The sequence below is a fragment of the Myxococcus sp. AB056 genome, assembly GCF_006547365.1.
Taxonomy (GTDB): domain Bacteria; phylum Myxococcota; class Myxococcia; order Myxococcales; family Myxococcaceae; genus Myxococcus; species Myxococcus virescens.
Genome location: NZ_VHLB01000034.1, coordinates 50,592 through 70,691, shown reverse-complemented (window position 1 = coordinate 70,691; position 20,100 = coordinate 50,592). Strand labels below are relative to the sequence as shown.

20 protein-coding genes are annotated in these 20,100 nt (G+C 67.8%); 9 read left to right on the top strand and 11 right to left on the bottom strand.

Annotated features, from left to right (window positions below):
• Nucleotides 1–46: 46 nt before the first annotated feature.
• The 5 genes from FMP39_RS17090 to groES form a co-directional block, all read right to left on the bottom strand.
• Nucleotides 47–1,057 carry a hypothetical protein gene (locus FMP39_RS17090; protein WP_228558061.1) on the bottom strand — a complete coding sequence of 337 codons (1,011 nt, stop codon included), beginning with the start codon at nucleotides 1,055–1,057 and terminating at the stop codon, nucleotides 47–49.
• Nucleotides 1,058–1,180: 123 nt separating this feature from the next.
• A complete protein-coding gene (locus FMP39_RS17085) occupies nucleotides 1,181–1,585 on the bottom strand; it encodes a hypothetical protein (RefSeq protein ID WP_194858436.1) in 405 nt (134 codons plus the stop codon).
• Nucleotides 1,586–1,682: 97 nt separating this feature from the next.
• Nucleotides 1,683–1,940 (bottom strand): glutaredoxin 3, encoded by a 258-nt coding sequence (grxC, locus tag FMP39_RS17080; protein WP_090493126.1) that lies wholly within the window; start codon nucleotides 1,938–1,940, stop codon nucleotides 1,683–1,685.
• Nucleotides 1,941–2,091: 151 nt separating this feature from the next.
• Nucleotides 2,092–3,741, bottom strand: coding sequence for a chaperonin GroEL (gene groL, locus FMP39_RS17075; RefSeq protein WP_011554876.1), 1,650 nt, complete (start codon nucleotides 3,739–3,741; stop codon nucleotides 2,092–2,094).
• A 38-nt stretch (nucleotides 3,742–3,779) separates the two neighbouring features.
• Nucleotides 3,780–4,070: a co-chaperone GroES gene (groES, locus tag FMP39_RS17070; protein WP_002640434.1), complete on the bottom strand. Its 291-nt coding sequence runs from the start codon at nucleotides 4,068–4,070 to the stop codon at nucleotides 3,780–3,782.
• A gap of 413 nt (nucleotides 4,071–4,483) precedes the next feature.
• Between groES and FMP39_RS17065 the strand changes: the two genes are divergently transcribed.
• From FMP39_RS17065 to FMP39_RS17055, 3 genes are read left to right on the top strand one after another with little or no spacing between them, the layout of a single operon-like run.
• Nucleotides 4,484–5,083 carry a hypothetical protein gene (locus FMP39_RS17065; protein ID WP_194858435.1) on the top strand — a complete coding sequence of 200 codons (600 nt, stop codon included), beginning with the start codon at nucleotides 4,484–4,486 and terminating at the stop codon, nucleotides 5,081–5,083.
• 12 nt (nucleotides 5,084–5,095) lie between these two features.
• Nucleotides 5,096–5,737 carry a hypothetical protein gene (locus tag FMP39_RS17060; RefSeq protein WP_141591381.1) on the top strand — a complete coding sequence of 214 codons (642 nt, stop codon included), beginning with the start codon at nucleotides 5,096–5,098 and terminating at the stop codon, nucleotides 5,735–5,737.
• 38 nt (nucleotides 5,738–5,775) lie between these two features.
• A complete protein-coding gene (locus tag FMP39_RS17055) occupies nucleotides 5,776–6,255 on the top strand; it encodes an NUDIX hydrolase (RefSeq protein WP_090493118.1) in 480 nt (159 codons plus the stop codon).
• A 15-nt stretch (nucleotides 6,256–6,270) separates the two neighbouring features.
• Here FMP39_RS17055 and rpoZ read toward each other — a convergent pair whose 3' ends face one another.
• From rpoZ to FMP39_RS17020, 6 genes are all read right to left on the bottom strand, one after another.
• Nucleotides 6,271–6,507: a DNA-directed RNA polymerase subunit omega gene (gene rpoZ, locus FMP39_RS17050; RefSeq protein ID WP_011554872.1), complete on the bottom strand. Its 237-nt coding sequence runs from the start codon at nucleotides 6,505–6,507 to the stop codon at nucleotides 6,271–6,273.
• 206 nt (nucleotides 6,508–6,713) lie between these two features.
• On the bottom strand, nucleotides 6,714–8,351 hold the full coding sequence (pgm, locus tag FMP39_RS17045) for a phosphoglucomutase (alpha-D-glucose-1,6-bisphosphate-dependent) (protein ID WP_141591379.1): 1,638 nt from the start codon (nucleotides 8,349–8,351) through the stop codon (nucleotides 6,714–6,716).
• A 148-nt stretch (nucleotides 8,352–8,499) separates the two neighbouring features.
• A complete protein-coding gene (locus FMP39_RS17040; protein WP_228558060.1) occupies nucleotides 8,500–9,147 on the bottom strand; it encodes a DUF1036 domain-containing protein in 648 nt (215 codons plus the stop codon).
• A gap of 147 nt (nucleotides 9,148–9,294) precedes the next feature.
• A complete protein-coding gene (locus tag FMP39_RS17035; protein ID WP_141591377.1) occupies nucleotides 9,295–10,569 on the bottom strand; it encodes an AmpG family muropeptide MFS transporter in 1,275 nt (424 codons plus the stop codon).
• A 432-nt stretch (nucleotides 10,570–11,001) separates the two neighbouring features.
• Complete coding sequence (locus FMP39_RS17025) at nucleotides 11,002–11,781, bottom strand: DUF4384 domain-containing protein (protein ID WP_141591375.1); 780 nt, start codon at nucleotides 11,779–11,781, stop codon at nucleotides 11,002–11,004.
• The gene (locus FMP39_RS17020) at nucleotides 11,778–12,029 is read right to left on the bottom strand and encodes a hypothetical protein (RefSeq protein WP_141591373.1); all 252 of its coding nucleotides are present in this window, start codon (nucleotides 12,027–12,029) and stop codon (nucleotides 11,778–11,780) included. The genes FMP39_RS17025 and FMP39_RS17020 overlap by 4 nt, the downstream gene beginning before the upstream one ends.
• A gap of 240 nt (nucleotides 12,030–12,269) precedes the next feature.
• Here FMP39_RS17020 and FMP39_RS17015 point away from each other — a divergent pair, with 240 nt between their 5' ends.
• The 6 genes from FMP39_RS17015 to FMP39_RS16990 all read left to right on the top strand — a co-directional run bounded on the left by FMP39_RS17015 (nucleotide 12,270) and on the right by FMP39_RS16990 (nucleotide 20,073).
• A complete protein-coding gene (locus FMP39_RS17015) occupies nucleotides 12,270–13,094 on the top strand; it encodes a nucleotidyltransferase (RefSeq protein WP_171443731.1) in 825 nt (274 codons plus the stop codon).
• Entirely contained in the window at nucleotides 13,078–13,782 is a 705-nt protein-coding gene (locus FMP39_RS17010) for a metallophosphoesterase (protein ID WP_141591371.1), read from the top strand. The genes FMP39_RS17015 and FMP39_RS17010 overlap by 17 nt, the downstream gene beginning before the upstream one ends.
• 232 nt (nucleotides 13,783–14,014) lie before the next feature.
• Complete coding sequence (locus FMP39_RS17005) at nucleotides 14,015–17,488, top strand: response regulator (RefSeq protein WP_141591369.1); 3,474 nt, start codon at nucleotides 14,015–14,017, stop codon at nucleotides 17,486–17,488.
• 15 nt (nucleotides 17,489–17,503) lie between these two features.
• Nucleotides 17,504–18,325, top strand: a complete 822-nt coding sequence (locus tag FMP39_RS17000) for a protein-glutamate O-methyltransferase CheR (RefSeq protein ID WP_141591367.1) — start codon at nucleotides 17,504–17,506, stop codon at nucleotides 18,323–18,325.
• Between the two features lie 7 nt (nucleotides 18,326–18,332).
• On the top strand, nucleotides 18,333–18,929 hold the full coding sequence (locus FMP39_RS16995; protein WP_141591365.1) for a chemotaxis protein CheB: 597 nt from the start codon (nucleotides 18,333–18,335) through the stop codon (nucleotides 18,927–18,929).
• Nucleotides 18,919–20,073: a HAMP domain-containing sensor histidine kinase gene (locus tag FMP39_RS16990; protein ID WP_228558059.1), complete on the top strand. Its 1,155-nt coding sequence runs from the start codon at nucleotides 18,919–18,921 to the stop codon at nucleotides 20,071–20,073. The genes FMP39_RS16995 and FMP39_RS16990 overlap by 11 nt, the downstream gene beginning before the upstream one ends.
• The last annotated feature ends 27 nt before the right edge of the window (nucleotides 20,074–20,100 follow it).

The following is a 20,100-nucleotide window of genomic DNA, read 5'->3' as shown; positions in this document are numbered from 1 at the left end:
GCATGGGCGGGCAAGCCCGACGCGAGCCTCTTCACATCGGGAAAACTCAAGGCAGTACGAGTGGAACAATCCTGCCTGAGGGTTGTTGAACGCGCGCTTCGACTGGCACGAGCGCCAGTCGTGCGCGGGCAAGTGTCTGGGGAAGTGCGGGGCGGCCGTCGAGCGTGAGCACCAGGTCCCCCGCGGAGAGCTTCGCGCCCTCGGGTGCGGCGCGCACATAGAGGCCGCCGGGGCGTCGCGCCAGTGTTTCCAGCAGCGCGGCGTCCGCGTCCGGGTTGGCGAAGCGCAGGCGCTGCATGCGCAGGCTTCGCGGGTCCTGCCCGGCTTCTGTGCGCAGCGGCGCTTCCAGGTCGGTCATGTCCTTGGGCATCCACGCCGCCGTATCGAGCACGTCCCACGGCGCCCACGCCAGGGAGGTGGCCAGCGCGGGGGATGGCGCGCGGGGTGGCTTCAGGTGGCTCGACAGGCCGCGGAGTGCTTCGCGCGTGAGCTCCTCCATGAGGCTCGTCAGCGCCGGAGCCGGGTCCGCGCCCTCATCGAGGATGTCTGCGTAGGGATTCACGGTGGCCTCCCCGAAGACCTCCAGCACCACCTCTTGCGTGGCGGGGTGGAGGACCTCGACACGGCCCACGTACATCACCACCTCGGTGGCGCTCTGGCCCACCGTGTAGCCCTCGGTGTCAATCAGTTCACGTTCACCGGACTGGGTGCGTTTCTCCGCCGAGGGGCGGAGGACCATCAATCCGTCAGGCCGGACGCCGTAGGAGGCCAAGGTCGCCACCACGGCGCGCGTCAGCCCCTTACCGCCGTCCTCGCCGGGCCGTGCCACCTGCAGCTCGGTGGGGCCGAAGAAGAGGGCCGCGTCACCCGTCTGCGCCAGGGCCACGTTCACCAGCCGCTGAGACAGCTCCACGGAGCGCCAGTCGGGCTCCGCCCACTGGAAGCCGAAGGGCTGGACGACCACCGCGGACGCGCCCAGCGATTCGGGCACGGCGCCCCGCACCTGGAAGGGCGTGCTCCGGCAGGCCGCGGCCAAAACGGCCACCATGAGCAGCATCAGGCGCGGGCAAGGGAAGGGAGCGGTGTGTTTCACGACCCCCCATACAAGACGAACGTTCGGCCAGAATCCAGAATCCTGCGTCACTCCCTCGCGGAAGGACGCAGGAATCCGGATGGGGCCTCAGTAGCGGGCCGGCGGGTCGCTTGCGGGAAAGCTCTCCAGCAGCTCCTCGTCCACGGCGTCTCGCGTCGTGTCATTGCCGCCCGAAGCGACGCTCGCGTTGGTGGGTTGCTTCTCCACCGAGCCCGCGCCGCGCCTGCCCTCCTGGGCTGAGCGCTTGCGGCCGGTGCCCGCCCGGGAGACGCCCGCCATGCGGGCGCCGAGCAGATTCTTGGCCCGCTCGGCGAGGTTTCGCTGCTCCTCCTGCCAATCGCGGAAGAACTGGGCGAGCTCGGGGTCGCCGATTTCCTCGGCATCCCGGATGTACGCCTCACTGGTCGAGGCCCCCTTGAGCAGGTGGTATAGGACGCTGATGAGGTTGTACTGCTCGTCCCGGGTCCCCGTCTGCCGCTCTTCGCCTGCCATGCCGCCTCCCGTGGATGAGTGAAGTGCCACGGAGAGAAAGCTATGCACGGCGAGCCGGGAGCCTTGGCGGGGGCGGCTGCCCGCCTGCCTGGGATGCTCAGGCCTGGAGCATCGGCTCCAGGCGGCCCTCGGTGTCCAGGCGGGACAAGTCGGAGTAGCCGCCGACGTGCGTGTCGCCAATGAAGATTTGCGGCACGGTGCGCTGGCCACCGCTCATCTCCACGAGCTTCGCGCGCAGGTCGTCGTCTCCAGTGACATCCACCTCTTCGAAATCCACGCCCTTGCGCTTGAGCAGGTCCTTGGCGCGGACGCAGTAGCCACAGTAGGTGGTCGTAAAAATCTTCACGGGCTTCACGGGTGTCTCCTCCCTCGTATTCACCAAAGTAAGGGCCAGGAGGGCGTGCCGCCACCCAGCCCGCAAAGACGACGGCCTCCGGATCCCCATGAGGGAGCCGGAGGCCGCGTTCAGGACGTCACCCCGGACGGATGCCGGGGTGAGGGGCGGACTACATGCCCATGCCGCCCATGCCGCCCATGCCACCCATCCCGCCCATGCCACCGCCGGCGGGGAGGTCCTTCTCCTCCTTCGGACGCTCCGCCACCATGGCCTCGGTGGTGAGCATCAGCGAGGACACGGACGCCGCGTTCTGCAGCGCGGTGCGGCTGACCTTGGCCGGGTCGATGACGCCGGCGGCCAGCAGGTCCTCGTAGGTGCCCGTGGCGGCGTTGAAGCCGAACGGACCGGAGGACTCCTTGACCTTGTTCACCACCACGCTGCCCTCCAGGCCGCCGTTGCCGACGATCTGGCGGAGGGGCTCCTCGACGGCGCGGCGGATGATGTCCACGCCGAACTTCTCACCGCCGGAGAGCTGCAGGCCGTCCAGCGCCTTGAGGCAGCGGATGTAGGCCACGCCGCCGCCAGGGACGACGCCCTCTTCCACGGCCGCGCGGGTCGCGTTGAGCGCGTCCTCGACGCGGGCCTTCTTCTCCTTCATCTCCGTCTCGGTGGCCGCGCCGACGTTGATGACGGCCACGCCGCCCACGAGCTTCGCCAGGCGCTCCTGGAGCTTCTCGCGGTCGTAGTCGCTGGAGGTCTCCTCGATCTGGGCGCGGATCTGCTTCACGCGCGCTTCGATCTCCTGCTGGCCACCGGCACCGTCGACGATGGTGGTGTTGTCCTTGTCCACCGTGATGCGCTTCGCGCGGCCCAGGTCCTGGAGGGTGATGGTGTCCAGCTTGATGCCCAGGTCCTCGGCGATCATCCGGCCGCCCGTCAGGGTGGCGATGTCCTCGAGCATGGCCTTGCGGCGGTCACCGAAGCCCGGCGCCTTCACCGCGCACACGTTCAGCACGCCGCGGATCTTGTTGACCACCAGGGTGGCCAGGGCCTCGCCCTCGATGTCCTCGGCGATGATGAGCAGGGGCTTACCGGCGCGGGCGACCTGCTCCAGGATGGGCAGGAGGTCCTTCATCGAGGAGATCTTCTTCTCGTTGATGAGGATGAGCGCGTCGTTGAGCGCCGCCTCCATGCGCTCCGGGTCCGTCACGAAGTACGGGGACAGGTAGCCGCGGTCGAACTGCATGCCTTCGACCACGTCCAGCGTCGTCTCCAGGCCCTTGGCCTCTTCGACGGTGATGACGCCTTCCTTGCCCACCTTCTCCATCGCGTCCGCGATGATGGTGCCGATGGTCTCGTCACCGTTGGCGGAGATGGTACCGACCTGGGCAATCTCCTTCTTGTCCTTGGTCGGCTTGGCCAGCTTCTTCAGCTCGGCGACGATGGCGCCCACGGCCTTGTCGATGCCGCGCTTGATGTCCATCGGGTTGTGGCCCGCGGCGACCAGCTTCGCGCCCTCGCGGAAGATGGCCTGCGCCAGCACGGTGGCCGTGGTGGTGCCGTCACCGGCGACGTCAGACGTCTTGGAGGCAACCTCCTTGACCATCTGCGCGCCCATGTTCTCGAACTTGTTCTCGAGCTCGATCTCCTTGGCGACCGTCACACCGTCCTTGGTGATGGTCGGGGAGCCGAAGCTCTTCTCGATGACGACGTTGCGGCCCTTGGGGCCCAGGGTGACCTTGACCGCGTCGGCCAGGATGTTGACGCCGCGGAGGATGGCCTCACGCGCGCGCACGTCGAAAAGAATGTCCTTCGCCATTTGGATGGTTCCTTGAAGGAAGAGTGGGGGAAGCCGGATTACTTCTCGATGACGCCGAGCACATCCTCTTCACGGAGGATGAGGTGCTCCTCGCCGTCGAGCTTGATCTCGGTGCCCGCGTACTTGCTGAACAGGATGGTGTCGCCGGCCTTGATGTCCAGCGGACGGACCTTGCCGTCCTCCTGCACCTTGCCGTTGCCCACGGCGATGACCTTGCCCTCCAGGGGCTTCTCCTTCGCCGTGTCGGGGATGAAGAGGCCGCCCTTGGTCTTGTTCTCCTCGGCGACGCGCTTGACGATGAGCCGATCCTGCAGGGGACGAATCTTCATGGCCTGCTCCTTACATGTCGCTTCCGGCGCCGTTTCCGTTGGCAACCGAAAGCTGCTTGGGGGTTGAAAAAGGGCCTCGCGACCCATGGGGTTAGCACTCGCACCTCATGAGTGCTAACGCCCAGGCGCGGCGGATAATAACCAGCGAAGTTGACCCGTCAAGCGACGCTGGCTGACCGCTCCCGAACGTGCCAACTGCGCGGCATTGCTGGGGTTTTTCCGTGACGTCCCCGACCCGTGGCTTCATGCCCGGCGGGCTGCCGTGGGGCGCTGGATTGGCACTCGCGATAGGAGAGTGCTAACGCAAGTGCCTGGAATCACTGGGAGTGGCTTTTGCCGCGCCCGCACCCGATTGCTACGCTTCCCAGGTCTCCTTCGGGCGACGTCCGCCCGGGGAATGACGGGAGGTGTCCATGAGTGGACTGGTGGCGTCCCTGTCTCTGAAGGAGTTCTTCAAGTCTCTTCTGGGCGAGGTCACGGGGCGGCAGCGGGTAGAACTGGCGGAGGTGACGGAGTTCTACCTGGTGAACCTGCTGTCCGAGTTCGCCGTCACCGACAAGCTGTTCACCCGCGAGGAGGACGGGCGCAAGGACCACGAGCCCCTGGCCATCCTCTACCACCAGGCCTTGCAGCAGGAGCGCACCGAGCGCATCCGCACGCTGCGCCGGCTGGGCGACGTGTCGCTGTACACCGTGGGCTTCTTCTCAGGCGCGCTGCAGAGCGGCGTGGTGGGGCCGGACTACTACATCCAGATGGGTGGCACGGCGTATGGCCACGTGGCGGAGCTGACACCGGCGGCGGGCTTCGCGCAGGTGTACCGGGAGCTGTGCGAGAAGTTCCGCAAGGTGGTGGAGGTGCTGGAGGAGATCTCCGCGCGGGGCATGGTGCGGGCCGGTCCCAGCGGCGCGCTGAAAGTCTATGAGGCGTGGGTCCGCACCGGGAGTGACCGGCTGGAGCGCGTGCTGCTCGACGCGGGGATGATGCCGCGGCCCAAGGGACAGCTCGCCAACTAGCCGGAGGTGGGGATGATTGGCCGCGTTCAGGACCACCTGGAGGCCATCTACGGCTTCACGTGCGAGGCAAGGGCGGAGGTCTTCGTGGTGGACACGGAGGCCGCCGCCCAACTGGGAGGCACTGGCCGCGCCGACGAGGAGCTGCTGGTGCACGAGGCAGGCGACGCGCTGGAGCTGGCCCTCTACCTGTCTCCGGCGCTGCTCGACAGGCTCAAGCCCTACGAATCCGGTCCGCTGGGTTACGTGCTGGACAGCGACCTGGCGGGTTACTGCCAGCTGGCCGAAGGCGTGAGCCACTTCCTCTACGTGGCCCACACGGCGGCCCACGGCCGGACGGTGTCGCTGCTGGAGCTGGAGGCGCAGGCGGAGGTGGACAAGTTCGCGGTGTGCCTGCTGCACCGATGGGGCGAAGGCGTGGGGGCCTGGGCGCAGGAGCTGCTCCAGCGTCTCTTCGATCGGGTGTCCTACCGCAAGCAGCTCTCCGTCCAGGAGCGGTGGCGCTACGAGGAGGCGAACCGGCTGTCACGCCGCTTCTGCTCGCGGCTGATGGGGCACGTCGCCGCCCGGCGGTTGGACCGGCTGCTGGGGGACCTGCGTTACGCCTACCGGCTGGGGGCGGAGGCCAAGCTTCGCCATTTCGCGCATGGCGGGTGAGCACCTTTCTCCTTCCGCATCGGGTAGGGTGGGCGGGTATGCCACGCGAGGCGTCCGCAGGAGGTGTCGTCATCCGGGAGAGCGCCGGCCACTGGGAGGTGGCCGTCATCCGTCCCCATGGCCGCACGTTATGGGCGCTCCCCAAGGGGCATGTGGACCCAGGTGAGTCGCCGGAGCAGACGGCGAGCCGCGAGGTGCGTGAGGAGACGGGGCTGTCCGTGTCGCTCATGGCCCCGCTGGGCGAGATTCGCTACGTGTACCAGTTCCGCGGACAGCGCATCTTCAAGCGCGTCCACTTCTTCCTGTTCCGCTATCAGGAGGGAGAGCTGGGGCCGCTGCCGGGACCGCGCATCGAGGTGGACGAGGTGCGCTGGGTGCCGGTGGTCCAACTGGTGCCACTGCTGGGCTACAAAGGAGAGAAGGCCGTTGCCTCGAGGGCGGTGCGCTGGTTGCGCTCCCAGGGCCTGCTCCCCGAAGCCCCCTCCCCGGCGAGCATTGCCGGGAAGGAAGGGGGCTGAAGGGAACCGCGGGGACTACTTGGGCTCGTCGCCCGTGTACTTGCCGGACAGCGCCTCGCGCACGTCACGGTCGAACTTCACGCGGCCGGTGGCCACCTCGCGCAGGGACAGCACGGGGGGCTTGTTCTTGGACTGCTCGAGGATGGGGCGGGCACCCGCCATCAGCTGCCGCGCGCGCTTGGCGCCGAGCAGCACCAGCGCGAACCGGTTGTCGACGAGGGGGAGGCAGTCTTCGACGGTAACGCGAGCCATGGAACGTCCTTCGGATTTCGGTGGGGCTACTGGAAGCCTCTGAAAGTAAAGAGCACCCCCCGGCGAGTCAAGGAAGGACGCACCGGAGGGCAGCCGGGCGGGCGGCGCGTGGCTGGAAAGACGGCGATGAACAGGGCGACAGGGCCCCAGGCGGCTCGTCTGGGGGATGACCAGGCCCACGCCCAGCAGCACTGCCGCCACGCCGCTCAGGTCGACGCGAACGCCTCGCCGACGATGGCGCGGGCTTCCTGGAGGATGTCGTGGAGGTGGGCTTCGTCGCGGAAGCTCTCCGCGTAGATTTTGTAGACGTCCTCGGTGCCGGAGGGACGCGCGGCGAACCAGCCGTTCTCCGCCACCACCTTGAGCCCGCCGATGTCCGCGTTGTTGCCGGGCGCGCGGGTGAGGCGCTGGAGGATGGGCTCTCCGGCCAGCGTGGTGGCCTTCACCGCCTCTGGGGACAGCTTCTTCAGCGCGGCCTTCTGCGCGGCGGTGGCCGGCTGGTCGATGCGCGTGTAGTGCGGCGCGCCGAACTTCGCCGCCAGGGACTGGTAGTGCTCACCAGGGTCCTTCCCGGTGCGCGCGAGGATTTCCACCGACAGCAGGTCCAGGATGATGCCGTCCTTGTCCGTGGTCCACACCGTGCCGTCCCGGCGGAGGAACGACGCGCCGGCGCTCTCCTCGCCGCCGAAGCCGAGCGAGCCGTCCAGCAGCCCGTCCACGAACCACTTGAAGCCCACCGGCACCTCGACGACGCGGCGGCCCAGGTCCTTCGCCACGCGGTCGATGAGGCTGCTGCTTACCAGCGTCTTACCCACCGCAGTGCCGGGCTTCCAGCCGGGCCGGTTGCGATAGAGGTAGTCGATGGCGACCGCCAGGTAGTGGTTCGGGTTCATCAGCCCCAGGCTGCGGGTGACGATGCCGTGCCGGTCCGAGTCCGCATCGTTGCCGAACGCGATGTCATACGCGTCCTTCAGGCGCACCAGGTTCGCCATGGCATGGGGGGACGAGCAGTCCATGCGAATCTTCCCGTCGTGGTCCAGCGGCATGAACCGGAACGTCGGGTCCACCGTGGGGTTCACGACGTGCAGGTTCAGCCCGTAGCGCGTGGCGATGGGCTCCCAGTATGCGACGTTGGAGCCGCCGAGCGGGTCCGCGCCAATGCGCAGCTTCGCGCCGCGCAGGGCCTCCATGTCGATGACGGTGCCCAGGTCCTCCACGTACGGGGTGATGAAGTCGTACGGCTTCACCGTGGGCGCGGTGCGCGCTCTCTCGTGGGGGATGTGCTGCACGCCCACGTTGCCCGCGCCCAGCAGCGCGTTGGCGCGCTTCTCGATGACGGAGGTGACGTTCGTGTCCGCGGGGCCGCCGTTGGGCGGGTTGTACTTGATGCCACCGTCTTCCGGCGGGTTGTGGGACGGAGTGATGACGATGCCGTCCGCGAGCCCCGCCGTGCGGCCGCGGTTGTACGTGAGAATGGCGTGGGAGATGACGGGCGTGGGCGTGGCGCCGTCGGTGAAGCGCACCTGCACGCCGTTCGCCGCCAGCACCTCCAGCGCCGTCTGCTGCGCGGGGGCGGAGAGGGCGTGGGTGTCCATGCCCAGGAAGAGCGGCCCGTCGATGCCCTGCTGCTGGCGGTACTCGCAGATGGCCTGCGTCACCGCGAGGATGTGGCCTTCGTTGAAGCTGTTGCGCGCGGAGGAGCCGCGGTGCCCGGAGGTGCCGAAGGCCACGCGTTGCTCCGGCACGTCCACGTCGGGCCGGCCGGAGAAGTACGCGGCGCGCAGCTTCTCGGGGTCGATGAGGAAGTCTTCCGGAGGGGGCTTGCCAGCGAGCGGGTGTGCCATGGCCGCGGAACATAGCCACGCCGCAAGGAGGACGGCTCAACGATTCTGGCGAGCGTGCACCGCGTTACATCCTCCTGGGATACGCCATCCCTGGGCCGAGGCCCGCGCCAGCCGCCACGGCATGCGCGAGTGACGCGGTGCCTGTTGCTCAGGGAGAGAGGGTCACCGTGTAGACGTCTGAACTGATGTACACGGAGCGCATCCCCAAGTAGCGGTCACCAATTCTCTGGTTCCACAAGCAGGAATTGAAAGCCGTCTGTGGTGCGTAGATGGCATGGGTGCTTCCCGCCCAGAACGCGCCGTTGGAGGCCTCCGCGTAGTAGTAGGCTTGTCGGTGCGTCGTGTTGAGAACGTATGCCGATTGCCCGTGGTCGATGGTCCACCACCCCCGCGTTCCCCACTGGCCCAGGGCGCTGCAGTTGACCGGGTCGTAGAACGAAATGCAGACCCAGATTCGAAGGCCGAAGGTGTTCCGGAAGTGCAGTTGGAAGGAACTCTGGAGGCTGGGCTCCAGCTCGGAGGGCTCGTTGTCGTAGGGCGTCCGGACGAGGCCGGGGGAGGCGTTCACGCCCGGGCGTTCGGAGAGCGCATCCCATCGTCGGGAGGTCAGGGCGACTTCACGGGTGGGGGCATCGCCCCATGCGCCGACCGGATGGGGCTCCAGGAGGTCGCCATACGGCGCCGCACCAGGCCCGGCGGCTCGCGCGGTGGCGAGGCTACCAGCCCCCAGACCCATCAGTGTGCCTGCACGAAGGATCCAACGCCTGTTCATCAGGAGATGTTCGGATGGTTTCATACCAGTCCTCTCTTGGGATGACAGCGATTGGCATCCTACGGCTGTATGTCCTTTGGGGGAGGCACGTGGCGCCATTCTGTGTGCTAATGCACAGAGTGGACTGCTCCGGGCGTGTCTGTCTTTGTCTGGCGTGGGCGTGGGGACCACTCAGGCGGTGGAGACGCTCGGCGAGGCAGGGGCCGTCTCTGGAGGCTCGTCGGAGGGCGTGGCCGCGTTCTCCGGGAGGAACGCGAGCAGCACCAGCGCGGGCGCGGCGAGCAGCACGGTGCCGGCGAAGAAGGTGGGCCAGCCCAGCCACTCGGCCAGGTAGCCGGAGGAGGCGGAGATGAGACGGTTGGCCACCGTGCCCAGTGCGGACAGGAGCGCGTACTGCGTGGCGCTGAAGCTCTTGTGGCACAGCGACATCAGGTAGGCGGCGAAGGCCGTCACCGCCAGACCGCCGCAGAGGTTGTCCACGGTGATGGTGGCCGCCAGCATCAGGTCGTTCTTCCCCACCAGCGCCAGCCCCATGAACATCAGGTTGGTGAGGGCCTGCGCCGCGCCGAAGACGAAGAGGCTGCGCCGCGTGCCCAGCTTCACCATCAGAACGCCGGCCAGCAGTCCACCCGCGATGGTGGACACCATGCCCAGGCCCTTGCTGAGCGCGCCAATCTCCGTGTTGGAGAAGCCCAGCTCTTTGTAGAAGGGCGTCACCATCCCGGCGGCGATGGCGTCTCCCAGCTTGTAGAGCACCAGGAAGAGGATGACGGCGACGGCGCCCTTGCGCGTGAAGTACTCCACGAAGGGCTTCACCACCGCGTCCGTCAGGTTGCGCGGCGGCTTCGAGCCCTGGGGCTCCGGAGCCAGGAGCGTGGCCACCACACCCACGCCCATCAACAGGCCCATGATGAAGTACGTCTGGGACCAGCCGGCGATGTCCGACAGCGTCAGGGCCAGGGCGCCAGCGGTGAGCATGCCCAGGCGATAGCCGGTGATGTACGTGGAGTTGCCGAGGCCGCGCTCCTCCACGGGGAGGATGTCCGTGCGCCACGCGTCCGCGACGATGTCCTGACTGGCGGACAGGAACGTCACCAGCACCGCCATGGCGGCCATGGTCACCGGCGCGTCCTTGGGATTCACGAGGCCCATGGCGGCAATGGCGCCCATGAGCAGCACCTGCGTCACCAGCATCCACCCGCGCCGCCGGCCCAGGAAGGGCAGGGTGTAGCGGTCCATCAACGGCGCCCAGAGCACCTTGAAGGTGTACGGCATGCTCACGAGGCCGAAGACGCCAATCGTCTTCAAATTGACGCCTTCGTCCTTCATCCACGCCGACAGCGTGACGCCCGTCAGCCACAGGGGCAGGCCGGAGGCGAAACCAACGGCCACGAGCAGCCAGATGCGCGGGCTCTTGAGAACTTCGAGGATGGAGGGCTTGGACATGGAGGGCGCGGGAGAACAGCGGCCAGCATAGAGAATCCACCCCGCGCGTCACCATTCATGCGCGGGAATGTACGCTCGGCTGCCTTCCTAGCCGTCCAGCGCGGAGAAGTCCCAGCGCCGCCATGCCACGTCCGTCCGGGGACCCGCGCGCCCTGGGTGCGTGTCATCGTGCCAGAGCGGCATGAATCCAGGATGGCGATGCGGATGTCCGAGGTGGCCTCCGCGAGCCGGCGCTTGAGGTCGTCGAACCCCAGCCTCGTGTCGCCCAGCCGCAGCAGGAGCGCATGCATCTTCCGGGCGTCGTCCCGTGCGAAGCGCAGCGGACGTGTGTCTGCGCCGCCCGGGGCATTGCCGGCACCAGCGCGGAGCGGCGCAGCGTGTCCGCGTCCGCGGCGGACGCTGCCAGGGCGCGCGTGGGGCAGGGCAGACGGCTCATGGCTTCTGCAGCACCCAGTGCGTCTGCGCTCCGGGGACTTCCAGTTCGGCCATCCGGTCGACATCGCCATCCGCCTGGGCAAAGGCGCGCCGGGCGGCTTCCACCAGCGTCTCCTGGGGCAGGGGCTCGTCACTCAGCACGACGATGACGCGCTCAGCTCCAGAGCCGGTGAACTCCCAGCCTCCGGGTAGCCAGTGCTGTCCGCTGCCGGGTGCCACGGGGGCGCTGGCTCCCGCCTCTGGATACAGCGGCGTCACCTCGCCAATGGCATCCACCGACAGCGCCGCCACGTAGCGGTGCGTCCCCGCCGTGTAGCCCACCGTCACCCGCTCACCCAGGTCGAGCGCCTCGGGCCTGCCCGGAATGGCCTCCCGCTGCGGCCCCAGCCCCCCTCCGATGAGCAGCTCCGCCGTCGCGCCGCCCTTGAGGCGGTTGAGTCCCTCGAGGACGTCTGACTCCGCGCTGGAGCCCAGCAGCGGGCGCACCAGCACCACCACCAGCAGCGACGCGACGATGGCCACCGTCGTCGCCACCCAGCGGCGCGGCGGAGGCTGGGCGGAGTCCTGCTGCCGCTGCAGGGCCTGCTCCACGCCGGCCTCGAAGCGCCTGAAGGGGCCTCCCGCTTCGAACCGTGTCTGGGCTGACTGGATGCCGCGCAGGGCCTGGGCGCAGGTCTCGCACGAGGCCGCATGGGCCTGGACGCGGGCGGCCTCGGTGGTGGTCAGCTCTCCGGCGCTCAGGCGGCGCAGTGTCCATTCCGATTCGTGCGCGCTCATGGGACCTTCAGCTCCTCTCCGCCCAGCACCGCGAAGTGCTCCAGCCGCTTGCGGATGGTGGGCACCGAGCGGCTCCGCAGCGCGGCCACTGCTTCCAGCGTCATTCCATCGACGTGGTGGTGGATGGCGGCCGCCTGTGTCTCCACGTCCTTGGAGGACAGTCCTTCCTGGAAGGTGTCTTCGTCGCTCGTCGCGTTGTCGCGGCCCGTCATCCGCGAGGCGGTACACAGCAGGCTCTTGCGCAGCATGGTCCACGTTCCCTTCGAGCGGCCCCCGGCGGGCCGTGCAGCAGCGTGCCTGCCTGTATGGACACTGCTCGGCCGGAAAACGGAAAAGGCGCCCGCAGGGTGCGTGAAACGTCCGGAATCACGATGCTTGAAGTTTGGTTGCCCGCTCCCCAGGCATCTATTCCGCACCAGCGGACGGCCGAAATTCTCAGTCCCTACCTTTCGGCCATGGAAAAGAGACACCCCAACCATCCCGGCGAGATGGGTACGGACGCGCAGCTGGCAGAGCGTGAGCGGGCCCCGGACGAAATCAACGCCCGGGCCAGGGCCGTCGGGTTGCTTATCGACGCCGGGGTTCCCTTCGTCGTGGGCGGTGCCTACGCCTATGCGACGTACACCGGCATCTACCGCGACACGAAGGACCTGGACCTCTTCCCTCGCAAGGCGGACGCGCTCCGGGCGTTGCAAGTCCTGGAGAAGGACGGCTGGCGCACCGAGCGCGCGGACGAGGTCTGGCTCTACAAGGCCTTCAAGGGCGACTACTTCGTCGACTTCATCTTCTCCTCCGGCAACGGCGTGGCGGTGGTGGACGACGAGTGGTTCGAACACGCCCCGCGCGCCACCATCTTCGGGCATGAGTGTCTGGTGGCTCCCGCCGAGGAGATGATCTGGTCCAAGGCGTTCGTGAACGAGCGCGAGCGTTATGACGGCGCGGACGTGAACCACCTGCTGCTGAAGGCGGGCCGGAACATGGACTGGGAGCGGATGATGCGCCGGTTCGACCGGTACTGGGAGGTCCTGCTCAGTCACCTGATGATGTTCCGCTTCGCCTATCCGTCCGAGCGGGATGCCATTCCCGAATGGGTGATGGCGGAGCTGATGAGCCGCACGCTGCACACCCTGCGCGAGGGGTGCTGGGAAGAGAAGCTGTGCCGCGGCAACCTGATTTCCCGCGTGAACTATCACGTGGACATCCACCACTGGGGCTTCAGTGACGGGAGGTCCTGGGACGAGAACGAACGACAGCGAGGGGACGAGAGTGGCGCGCGATCCGGGCTCGAAAATTCGGTTGGCGGCGGTCGGTGACCTGCACTGCCGGGAGGACCACCACGGTCGCTTCCGGCAACTGGTCAAGCAGGTGAACGCCACGGCGGACCTGCTCGTGTTGTGCGGCGACCTCACCGACCGCGGAATGATTGAAGAGGGCAAGGTGCTGGCGGAGGAGCTGTCCGCGCTCCGCGTTCCCTGCGCCGCGGTGCTCGGCAACCACGACTATGAGCACAACCAGGTGAAGGAGATTTGCGGCGAGCTGGCCAAGGTCGGCGTCCACGTGTTGGACGGGGACCACTTCATCTTCGAGAAGGTGCTGGGCGTGGCGGGAGTGAAGGGCTTTGGCGGCGGCTTCGGCAACGCGACGCTCCAGGCCTTTGGCGAGGGCCAGACGAAGGCCTTCGTGCAGGAGGCCGTCACGGAGTCGCTCAAGCTGGAGGCCGCGCTGAGCCACCTCGACGTGGAGAAGAAGGTGGTCATCATGCACTACGCCCCAGTGCCGGACACGCTGGAGGGGGAGAACATCGAGATTCGCCCCTTCCTGGGCACCAGCCGCCTGTCCATGCCCATTGACCACTACGGCGCGGAGGCGGTGTTCCACGGGCACGCGCACCATGGCGCTCGCAATGGAAAGACGAAGAGCGGTATCCCCGTCTACAACGTGGCCATGCCCTTGTTGACGAAGCACACCCCGGACCAGCGGTATGTGTTGCTTGAGGTGTAGCCACCCCTCGGGGCAGCACAGTGTCGCGTAGCCGATATTGTGCGACATGTCTGGCGAGTGGACGCCTGAGGACCCAGCGCGGCCTGTGGTACGCGGTGACTTGCTGCGTCGCCCCCCGCTACCGGACGCGTCTCAACATGACAGGTGTTCCTCAGTGCCCCAAGAGTGGCCTGGCTGGCCGTTCGTGCTGTCGCGGAAGTGAGCGCGCCCTCTCGACCGTGCGGGAGGTTCGATGAGCTCCTCCACCCCTCGCGTCAATCGCTTTGGACCGCCGCTGCCGCCGCCGACGCTCGTTGGCTACGTGGTGGCGGCGCTGGCGGTGTTGCTCATCGCCGTCCTTACGTATCAGGCGCTGGAGACGCGGACGAACGCCGTGGAGATGGTCCGCCACACCATGGGGGTGGTCGAACGTCTCAAGACGCTCCTCTCCACGGTGAAAGATGCGGAGAGCAGCCAGCGCGGCTTCCTGCTGACGAGCGAGGACAGCTACCTGGAGCCGTACACCAACGCCAATCGGCTGCTACCCACGCAGTTGGCGCAGCTCCAGGCGTTGATGGACGACAACGAACTGCAGCAGCGGCGGCTGGTGACCCTCAACGCGCTCATGACCGAGAAGCTGGCGGAGATGCAGCGGACGGTGGAGCTGAAGCAGATGGGCCAGCCGGATGCCGCGCTGGCCCTGGTCCGGACCGGTGAAGGCATCGAGCTGATGAGCCGCATCCGAGCCCTGGTGGAGCAGATGGAGACGGAGGAGCGGCGGCTGCTCGAGTTGCGCAATGGCGACTTCCAGCGCGCGGCCGCCACGTCGCTGACCGTCACCTGGATGGGGTCGGCGCTGCTGCTCGTGCTCATCACCATCGCGGGATACATGACGTCGCGCGAGTTCCGGGCGCGCTCCATCCAAGCCTGGATTCAGCGCGGCCAGTCGCAGCTGAGCGCGGCGATACAGGGCGAGCAGCGCCTGGAGCAACTGGGCGACAACGTGCTGCGCCTGCTGGCGGGGTACCTGGATGCGCAAGTGGGCGCCATCTACCTGTCAGATGGGGCGGACCGCTTCCGCCGCTTCGCGGGTTATGCGCTGCCCGCGTCCGTCCCGAACTCGGGTGCGGTGCTCCAGCCGGGGGAAGGGCTCGTCGGCCAGGCGCTCAAGCACCGCCGAACCTTCCACGTCCGGGACGTGCCCGAAGGCTACCTGCCCGTCAGCTCCAGCCTGGGGCGCGGGACGCCGCGACACCTGCTGGTGGTGCCCGCGCAGGTGGACGGCAAGGTCAACGCGGTGGTGGAGCTGGGCTTCCTCCACCCCGTTCATCCGTCGGACCTGGAGCTGCTCGAACGGGTGTCGGAGTCGGTGGGCATCGCGGTGCGGACCTCCCATGACCGCACGCGGCTGGAGGAGCTGCTGGAGGAGACGCAGCGCCAGTCCGAGGAGCTCCAGGCCCAGCAGGAGGAGCTGCGCGTCTCCAACGAAGAGATTGAGGAGCAGAGCCGCATCCTGAAGGAGTCCCAGGCCCGGCTGGAGGAACAGCAGGCGGAGCTGGAGCAGACCAACTCCCAACTCGAGGCGCAGACGCAGTTGCTGGAGAAGCAGAAGGACGTCCTCACCCGGGCCCAGGCGGAGCTGACGGAGAAGGCCGAGGAGTTGGAGCGCACCAGCCGCTACAAGTCCGAGTTCCTGGCCAACATGAGCCACGAGCTGCGCACGCCGCTCAACAGCTCGCTCATCCTGGCCAAGCTGTTGGCCGACAACAAGGACGGGAACCTCACCGAGGAGCAGGTGAAGTTCGCGCAGACCATCTCCGCCGCGGGCAACGACTTGCTCGCGCTCATCAACGACATCCTGGACCTGTCCCGCATCGAGGCGGGGAAGCTGGACCTCCAGCCGGAGGCGGTGAGCCTGCCGCGCTTCGTGGAGAACCTGTCGAACACCTTCCAGGTGCTGGCGCAGGAGAAGGGCATTGGCTTCACCGCGCAGGTGGAACCGGGAGCGCCGGCCACGGTGGAGACGGACCCCCAGCGGCTGGGCCAGGTGCTGAAGAACCTGCTCTCCAACGCGCTCAAGTTCACGGAGAAGGGGGCGGTGTCCCTGCGCGTCCTGCCCGCCGGTCCGGGCCGGGTGGCGTTCGCCGTCACGGACACTGGCATCGGCATTCCCGCACACCTCCAGGGCCTCATCTTCGAGGCCTTTCGGCAGGCGGATGGCAGCACCCACCGCAAGTACGGCGGCTCGGGGCTGGGCCTCTCCATCTCCCGCGACTTGGCGCGGCTGCTGGGCGGTGACGTGTCGGTGGAGAGCACGCCCGGCCAGGGAAGCACTTTCACCGTGACGCTGCCGGTGGCGCTCAGCGACCGGACACTGGTGGTTCGCGAGTCCCCTGGCGCGGTGGCCTCCTTCCGTGCGCCCCCGTCGCCGGTGGCCCCGCGGCCCGCGCCTGTTCCCGCCTCGCGGGTGGAGACCGCGCCGCGCCCGCTGGCCGCCAGCGCGGTGGAGGACGACCGCGAGCAGCTGGCTCCGGACGCGCGCATCATCCTCGTCGTCGAGGATGACCGGCGCTTCGCCCTCATCCTCCGGGACTTGGCGCGGGAGCTGGGCTTCCTGGCCATCGTCACCGACAACGGGAGCGACGCCTACCAGGCCGCCGTGCAGTACCAGCCGAGCGCCATCCTGCTGGACATGAACCTGCCGGACCATTCGGGCCTGGCGGTGCTGGACCAGCTCAAGCGCAACGCGAAGACGCGGCACATCCCCGTGCACGTCATCTCCGTGGCGGACCACACGCGCGAGGCGCTGGAACTGGGGGCCGTGGGCTATGCCCTCAAGCCGGTGCAGCGCGAGCAGCTCATGGAGGCCGTGCGCAAGCTGGAGACGAAGTTCTCCCCGGGCGTGCGGCGCGTGCTGGTGGTGGAGGACGACGCCCGCCAGCTCGAGAGCATCCAGCACCTGCTGGAGAGCGACGAGGTGGGCATCGTCGGCGTGGCCACGGCGGGGCAGGCGCTGGAGAAGCTGCGGGAGCGCACCTTCGACTGCATGGTGATGGACCTCAACCTGCCGGACCTCAGCGGCTATGAGCTGCTGGAGCAGATGGCCGCGCTGGAGAACGTCTCCTTCCCGCCCGTCATCGTCTACACGGGCCGCTCGCTGACGCGCGACGAGGAGCAGCGACTGCGGCGCTTCTCCAAGTCCATCATCATCAAGGGCGCGCGCTCGCCCGAGCGCCTGTTGGACGAAGTCACGCTCTTCCTCCATCAGGTGGAGGCGCGGATGCCCCCGGAGCGGCAGCGCATGCTGCAGGTGGCGCGTGACCGGGAGGCGGCGCTGGAGGGCCGGCGCATCCTGGTGGTGGAGGACGACGTGCGGAACATCTTCGCCCTGTCCAGCGTCCTGGAGCCGCGGGGCGCCAAGGTGGAGATTGCCCGCAACGGAAGGGAGGCGCTGGAGCGCCTGACGCGCAGCCTCGCCCAGCCGTCGCAGACGGTGGATTTGGTGCTGATGGACATCATGATGCCGGAGATGGATGGGCTGACGGCCATGCGCGAAATCCGCAAGCGCACCGAATGGCACAAGCTGCCCATCATCGCCCTGACCGCGAAGGCCATGCGGGATGACCAGGAGAAGTGCCTGGCCGCTGGAGCCAACGACTACATCGCCAAGCCTCTGGATGTGGAGAAGCTGCTGTCGCTCATCCGCGTCTGGATGCCCAAGGCCTAGGGACGGGCGGGCGGCATGAGGGCATCCAAGGACCTGGACATCGAGCTGAGGCTGCTGCTGGACGCCATCTACTTGAAGTACCACTACGACTTCCGTGGCTATGCCATGGCGTCGCTCAAGCGGCGCATGACGCTGGCCGCGGACCACTTCGGCTGCCGCACGTTGTCACAGCTCCAGGGCCGCCTCATTCACGAGCCGGACCTGTTCCCGGAGTTGCTCAACTACCTCACCGTGCAGGTGAGCGAGATGTTCCGGGATCCGTCCTACTTCCGCTCGCTGCGCGAGAGTGTCGTCCCGCTGCTCAGGACGTACCCGTCCCTCAAGGTCTGGGTGGCGGGGTGCAGCACGGGCGAGGAGGTCTACTCGCTGGCCATCCTGCTGCGCGAAGAGGGACTGCTGGAGCGCACGCTCATCTACGCCACGGACATCAACACCCAGGCACTCCAGAAGGCGGAGGCGGGCGTCTACGCCGTGGACCGCATCGCCGCCTTCACTCAGAACCACAGCCAGTCCGGGGCTTCGGCCTCGCTCTCCGACTACTACACGGCGGCCTACGGGAACGCGGTGTTTGACCGCACCTTGAAGAAGCACATCGTCTTCTCGGACCACAGCCTGGCCACCGACAGTGTCTTCGCGGAGGTCCAACTGCTGTCCTGTCGCAACGTCCTCATCTACTTCAACCGTGAACTGCAGGAGCGCGCGCTCGGGCTGTTCAAGGACTCCCTCTGTCGCAGGGGGTTCTTGGGCCTGGGGGCCCGTGAGTCCTTGCGATTCTCTCAACACGCGTCGGCTTTCTCCTCCCTCGTCTGGGAGGACCGCCTCTTCCAGAAAGTGTAGGCCGCTCGTGGACTTCGAAAGCCTCAGGGGCCGCATCGACGCCGTGGTGGTGGGCGCTTCCGCCGGGGGCGTGGATGCGCTGGTCACGGTGTTGCCCTCGCTTCCCCGCGCGTTCCGCCCCTCGGTGCTCGTCGTCATCCACCAACCCCGGGAGCGACGCAGCATGCTGGTGGACATCTTCTCCGCGCGCTGCGCGCTCCCCGTCCGGGAAGCGCAGGACAAGGAGTCCGTCCAGCCAGGGACCATCTACTTCGCGCCGCCCGACTACCACCTGCTCGTGGATGAAGGACCTTCGCTGGCCCTCTCCGCGGACGACCCCGTGCTCTTCTCCCGGCCGTCCATCGACGTACTCTTCGAGTCGGCCGCGGACGTTTACGGTCACCGCCTGGCGGGCCTCATCCTCACGGGCGCGAATTCGGACGGTGCGCGCGGGTTGGCGGCTGTGCGGGACGCGGGCGGCGTGACTTTGGTGCAGCGTCCCGACACGGCCCACGTCGCCACCATGCCCGCCGCGGCGCTGGCGCGTGGCCCCGCGGATTTCGTGCTCTCGCTCGAACAGCTCGCCGACCTGTTGCGGAGGGTAGGAGGTGGACATGAAGGTTGACGGTACCGGGAAGGACTCCGCTCCCATGACGCCCCGGGTGAAATGCCTCCTCGTCGATGATCTCGAGGAGAACCTCATCGCGCTCGCTGCGCTGCTGCGCCGTGAGGACGTCGAGGTGCTCCAGGCCCGTTCGGGCGCGGATGCATTGGAGCTGCTGCTGGAGCACGACGACGTCGCGCTCGCGTTCCTCGACGTGCAGATGCCGGAGATGGATGGCTTCGAGCTGGCGGAGTTGATGCGCGGCTCGGAGCGCACGCGCCACATCCCCATCATCTTCGTCACCGCGGGGGCACACGACCAGCGTCGGCGCTTCAAGGGCTATGACGCGGGCGCGGTGGACTTCCTCTACAAGCCGCTGGAGCCGCACGTCCTGCGGAACAAGGCGGAGGTCTTCTTCCAGCTCCACCGGCAGAAGCAGCAACTGGCCCAGCAGTTGGAGGAGCTGACGGAGACGCTTCGCCTCAACGAGATGTTCACCGCCGTGCTGGGCCATGACCTGCGCAACCCGTTGAGCGCCATCCTCACGGCCGCGGACCTGCTCTTCCGCCGCACGGAGGACCCCGCTGTCCGCAAAAGCGCCAGCCGCATGCTGACGAGCGGCAAGCGCATGGGCCGGATGATTGAGGACGTGCTCGACCTTGCGCGGGCCCGGCTCGCGGGTGGCATCCCGCTGCGCCGGAGCGAGACGGACTTCGGTCTGCTCGTCCAGCGAATCGTCCAGGAGCACCACGCGGCGTTCCCCCAGCATTCCCTCGACGTGCGGAAGGAAGGGGACCTGGTGGGGGACTGGGATTCGGACCGGCTCGCGCAGGTGGCCTCGAACCTGATTGGCAACGCGCTTCAGCACGGGGACACCAGCGAGCCGGTGCAGCTCCGGCTGGATGGCAGCCACGCGGACACCATCACCTTCTCCGTGACCAACGTGGGCGTGATTCCCGCCGAGCAGCAGCCCTACCTCTTCGACCCGTTCCGGGGATGCTCACAACAGCGGGCTCGCACCGGAGGCCTGGGATTGGGGCTCTACATCGTCCAGCAAATCATTCACGCGCATCACGGCAGCGTGGACGTGGAGTCCGGCTCTGGCCGTCACACCGTGTTCCGCGTCGTCCTGCCCCGGCGGGGGACGGAGGTCATCAAGCTGTGAGCTTCGCCAGGTCCTTGTTCCGCACCG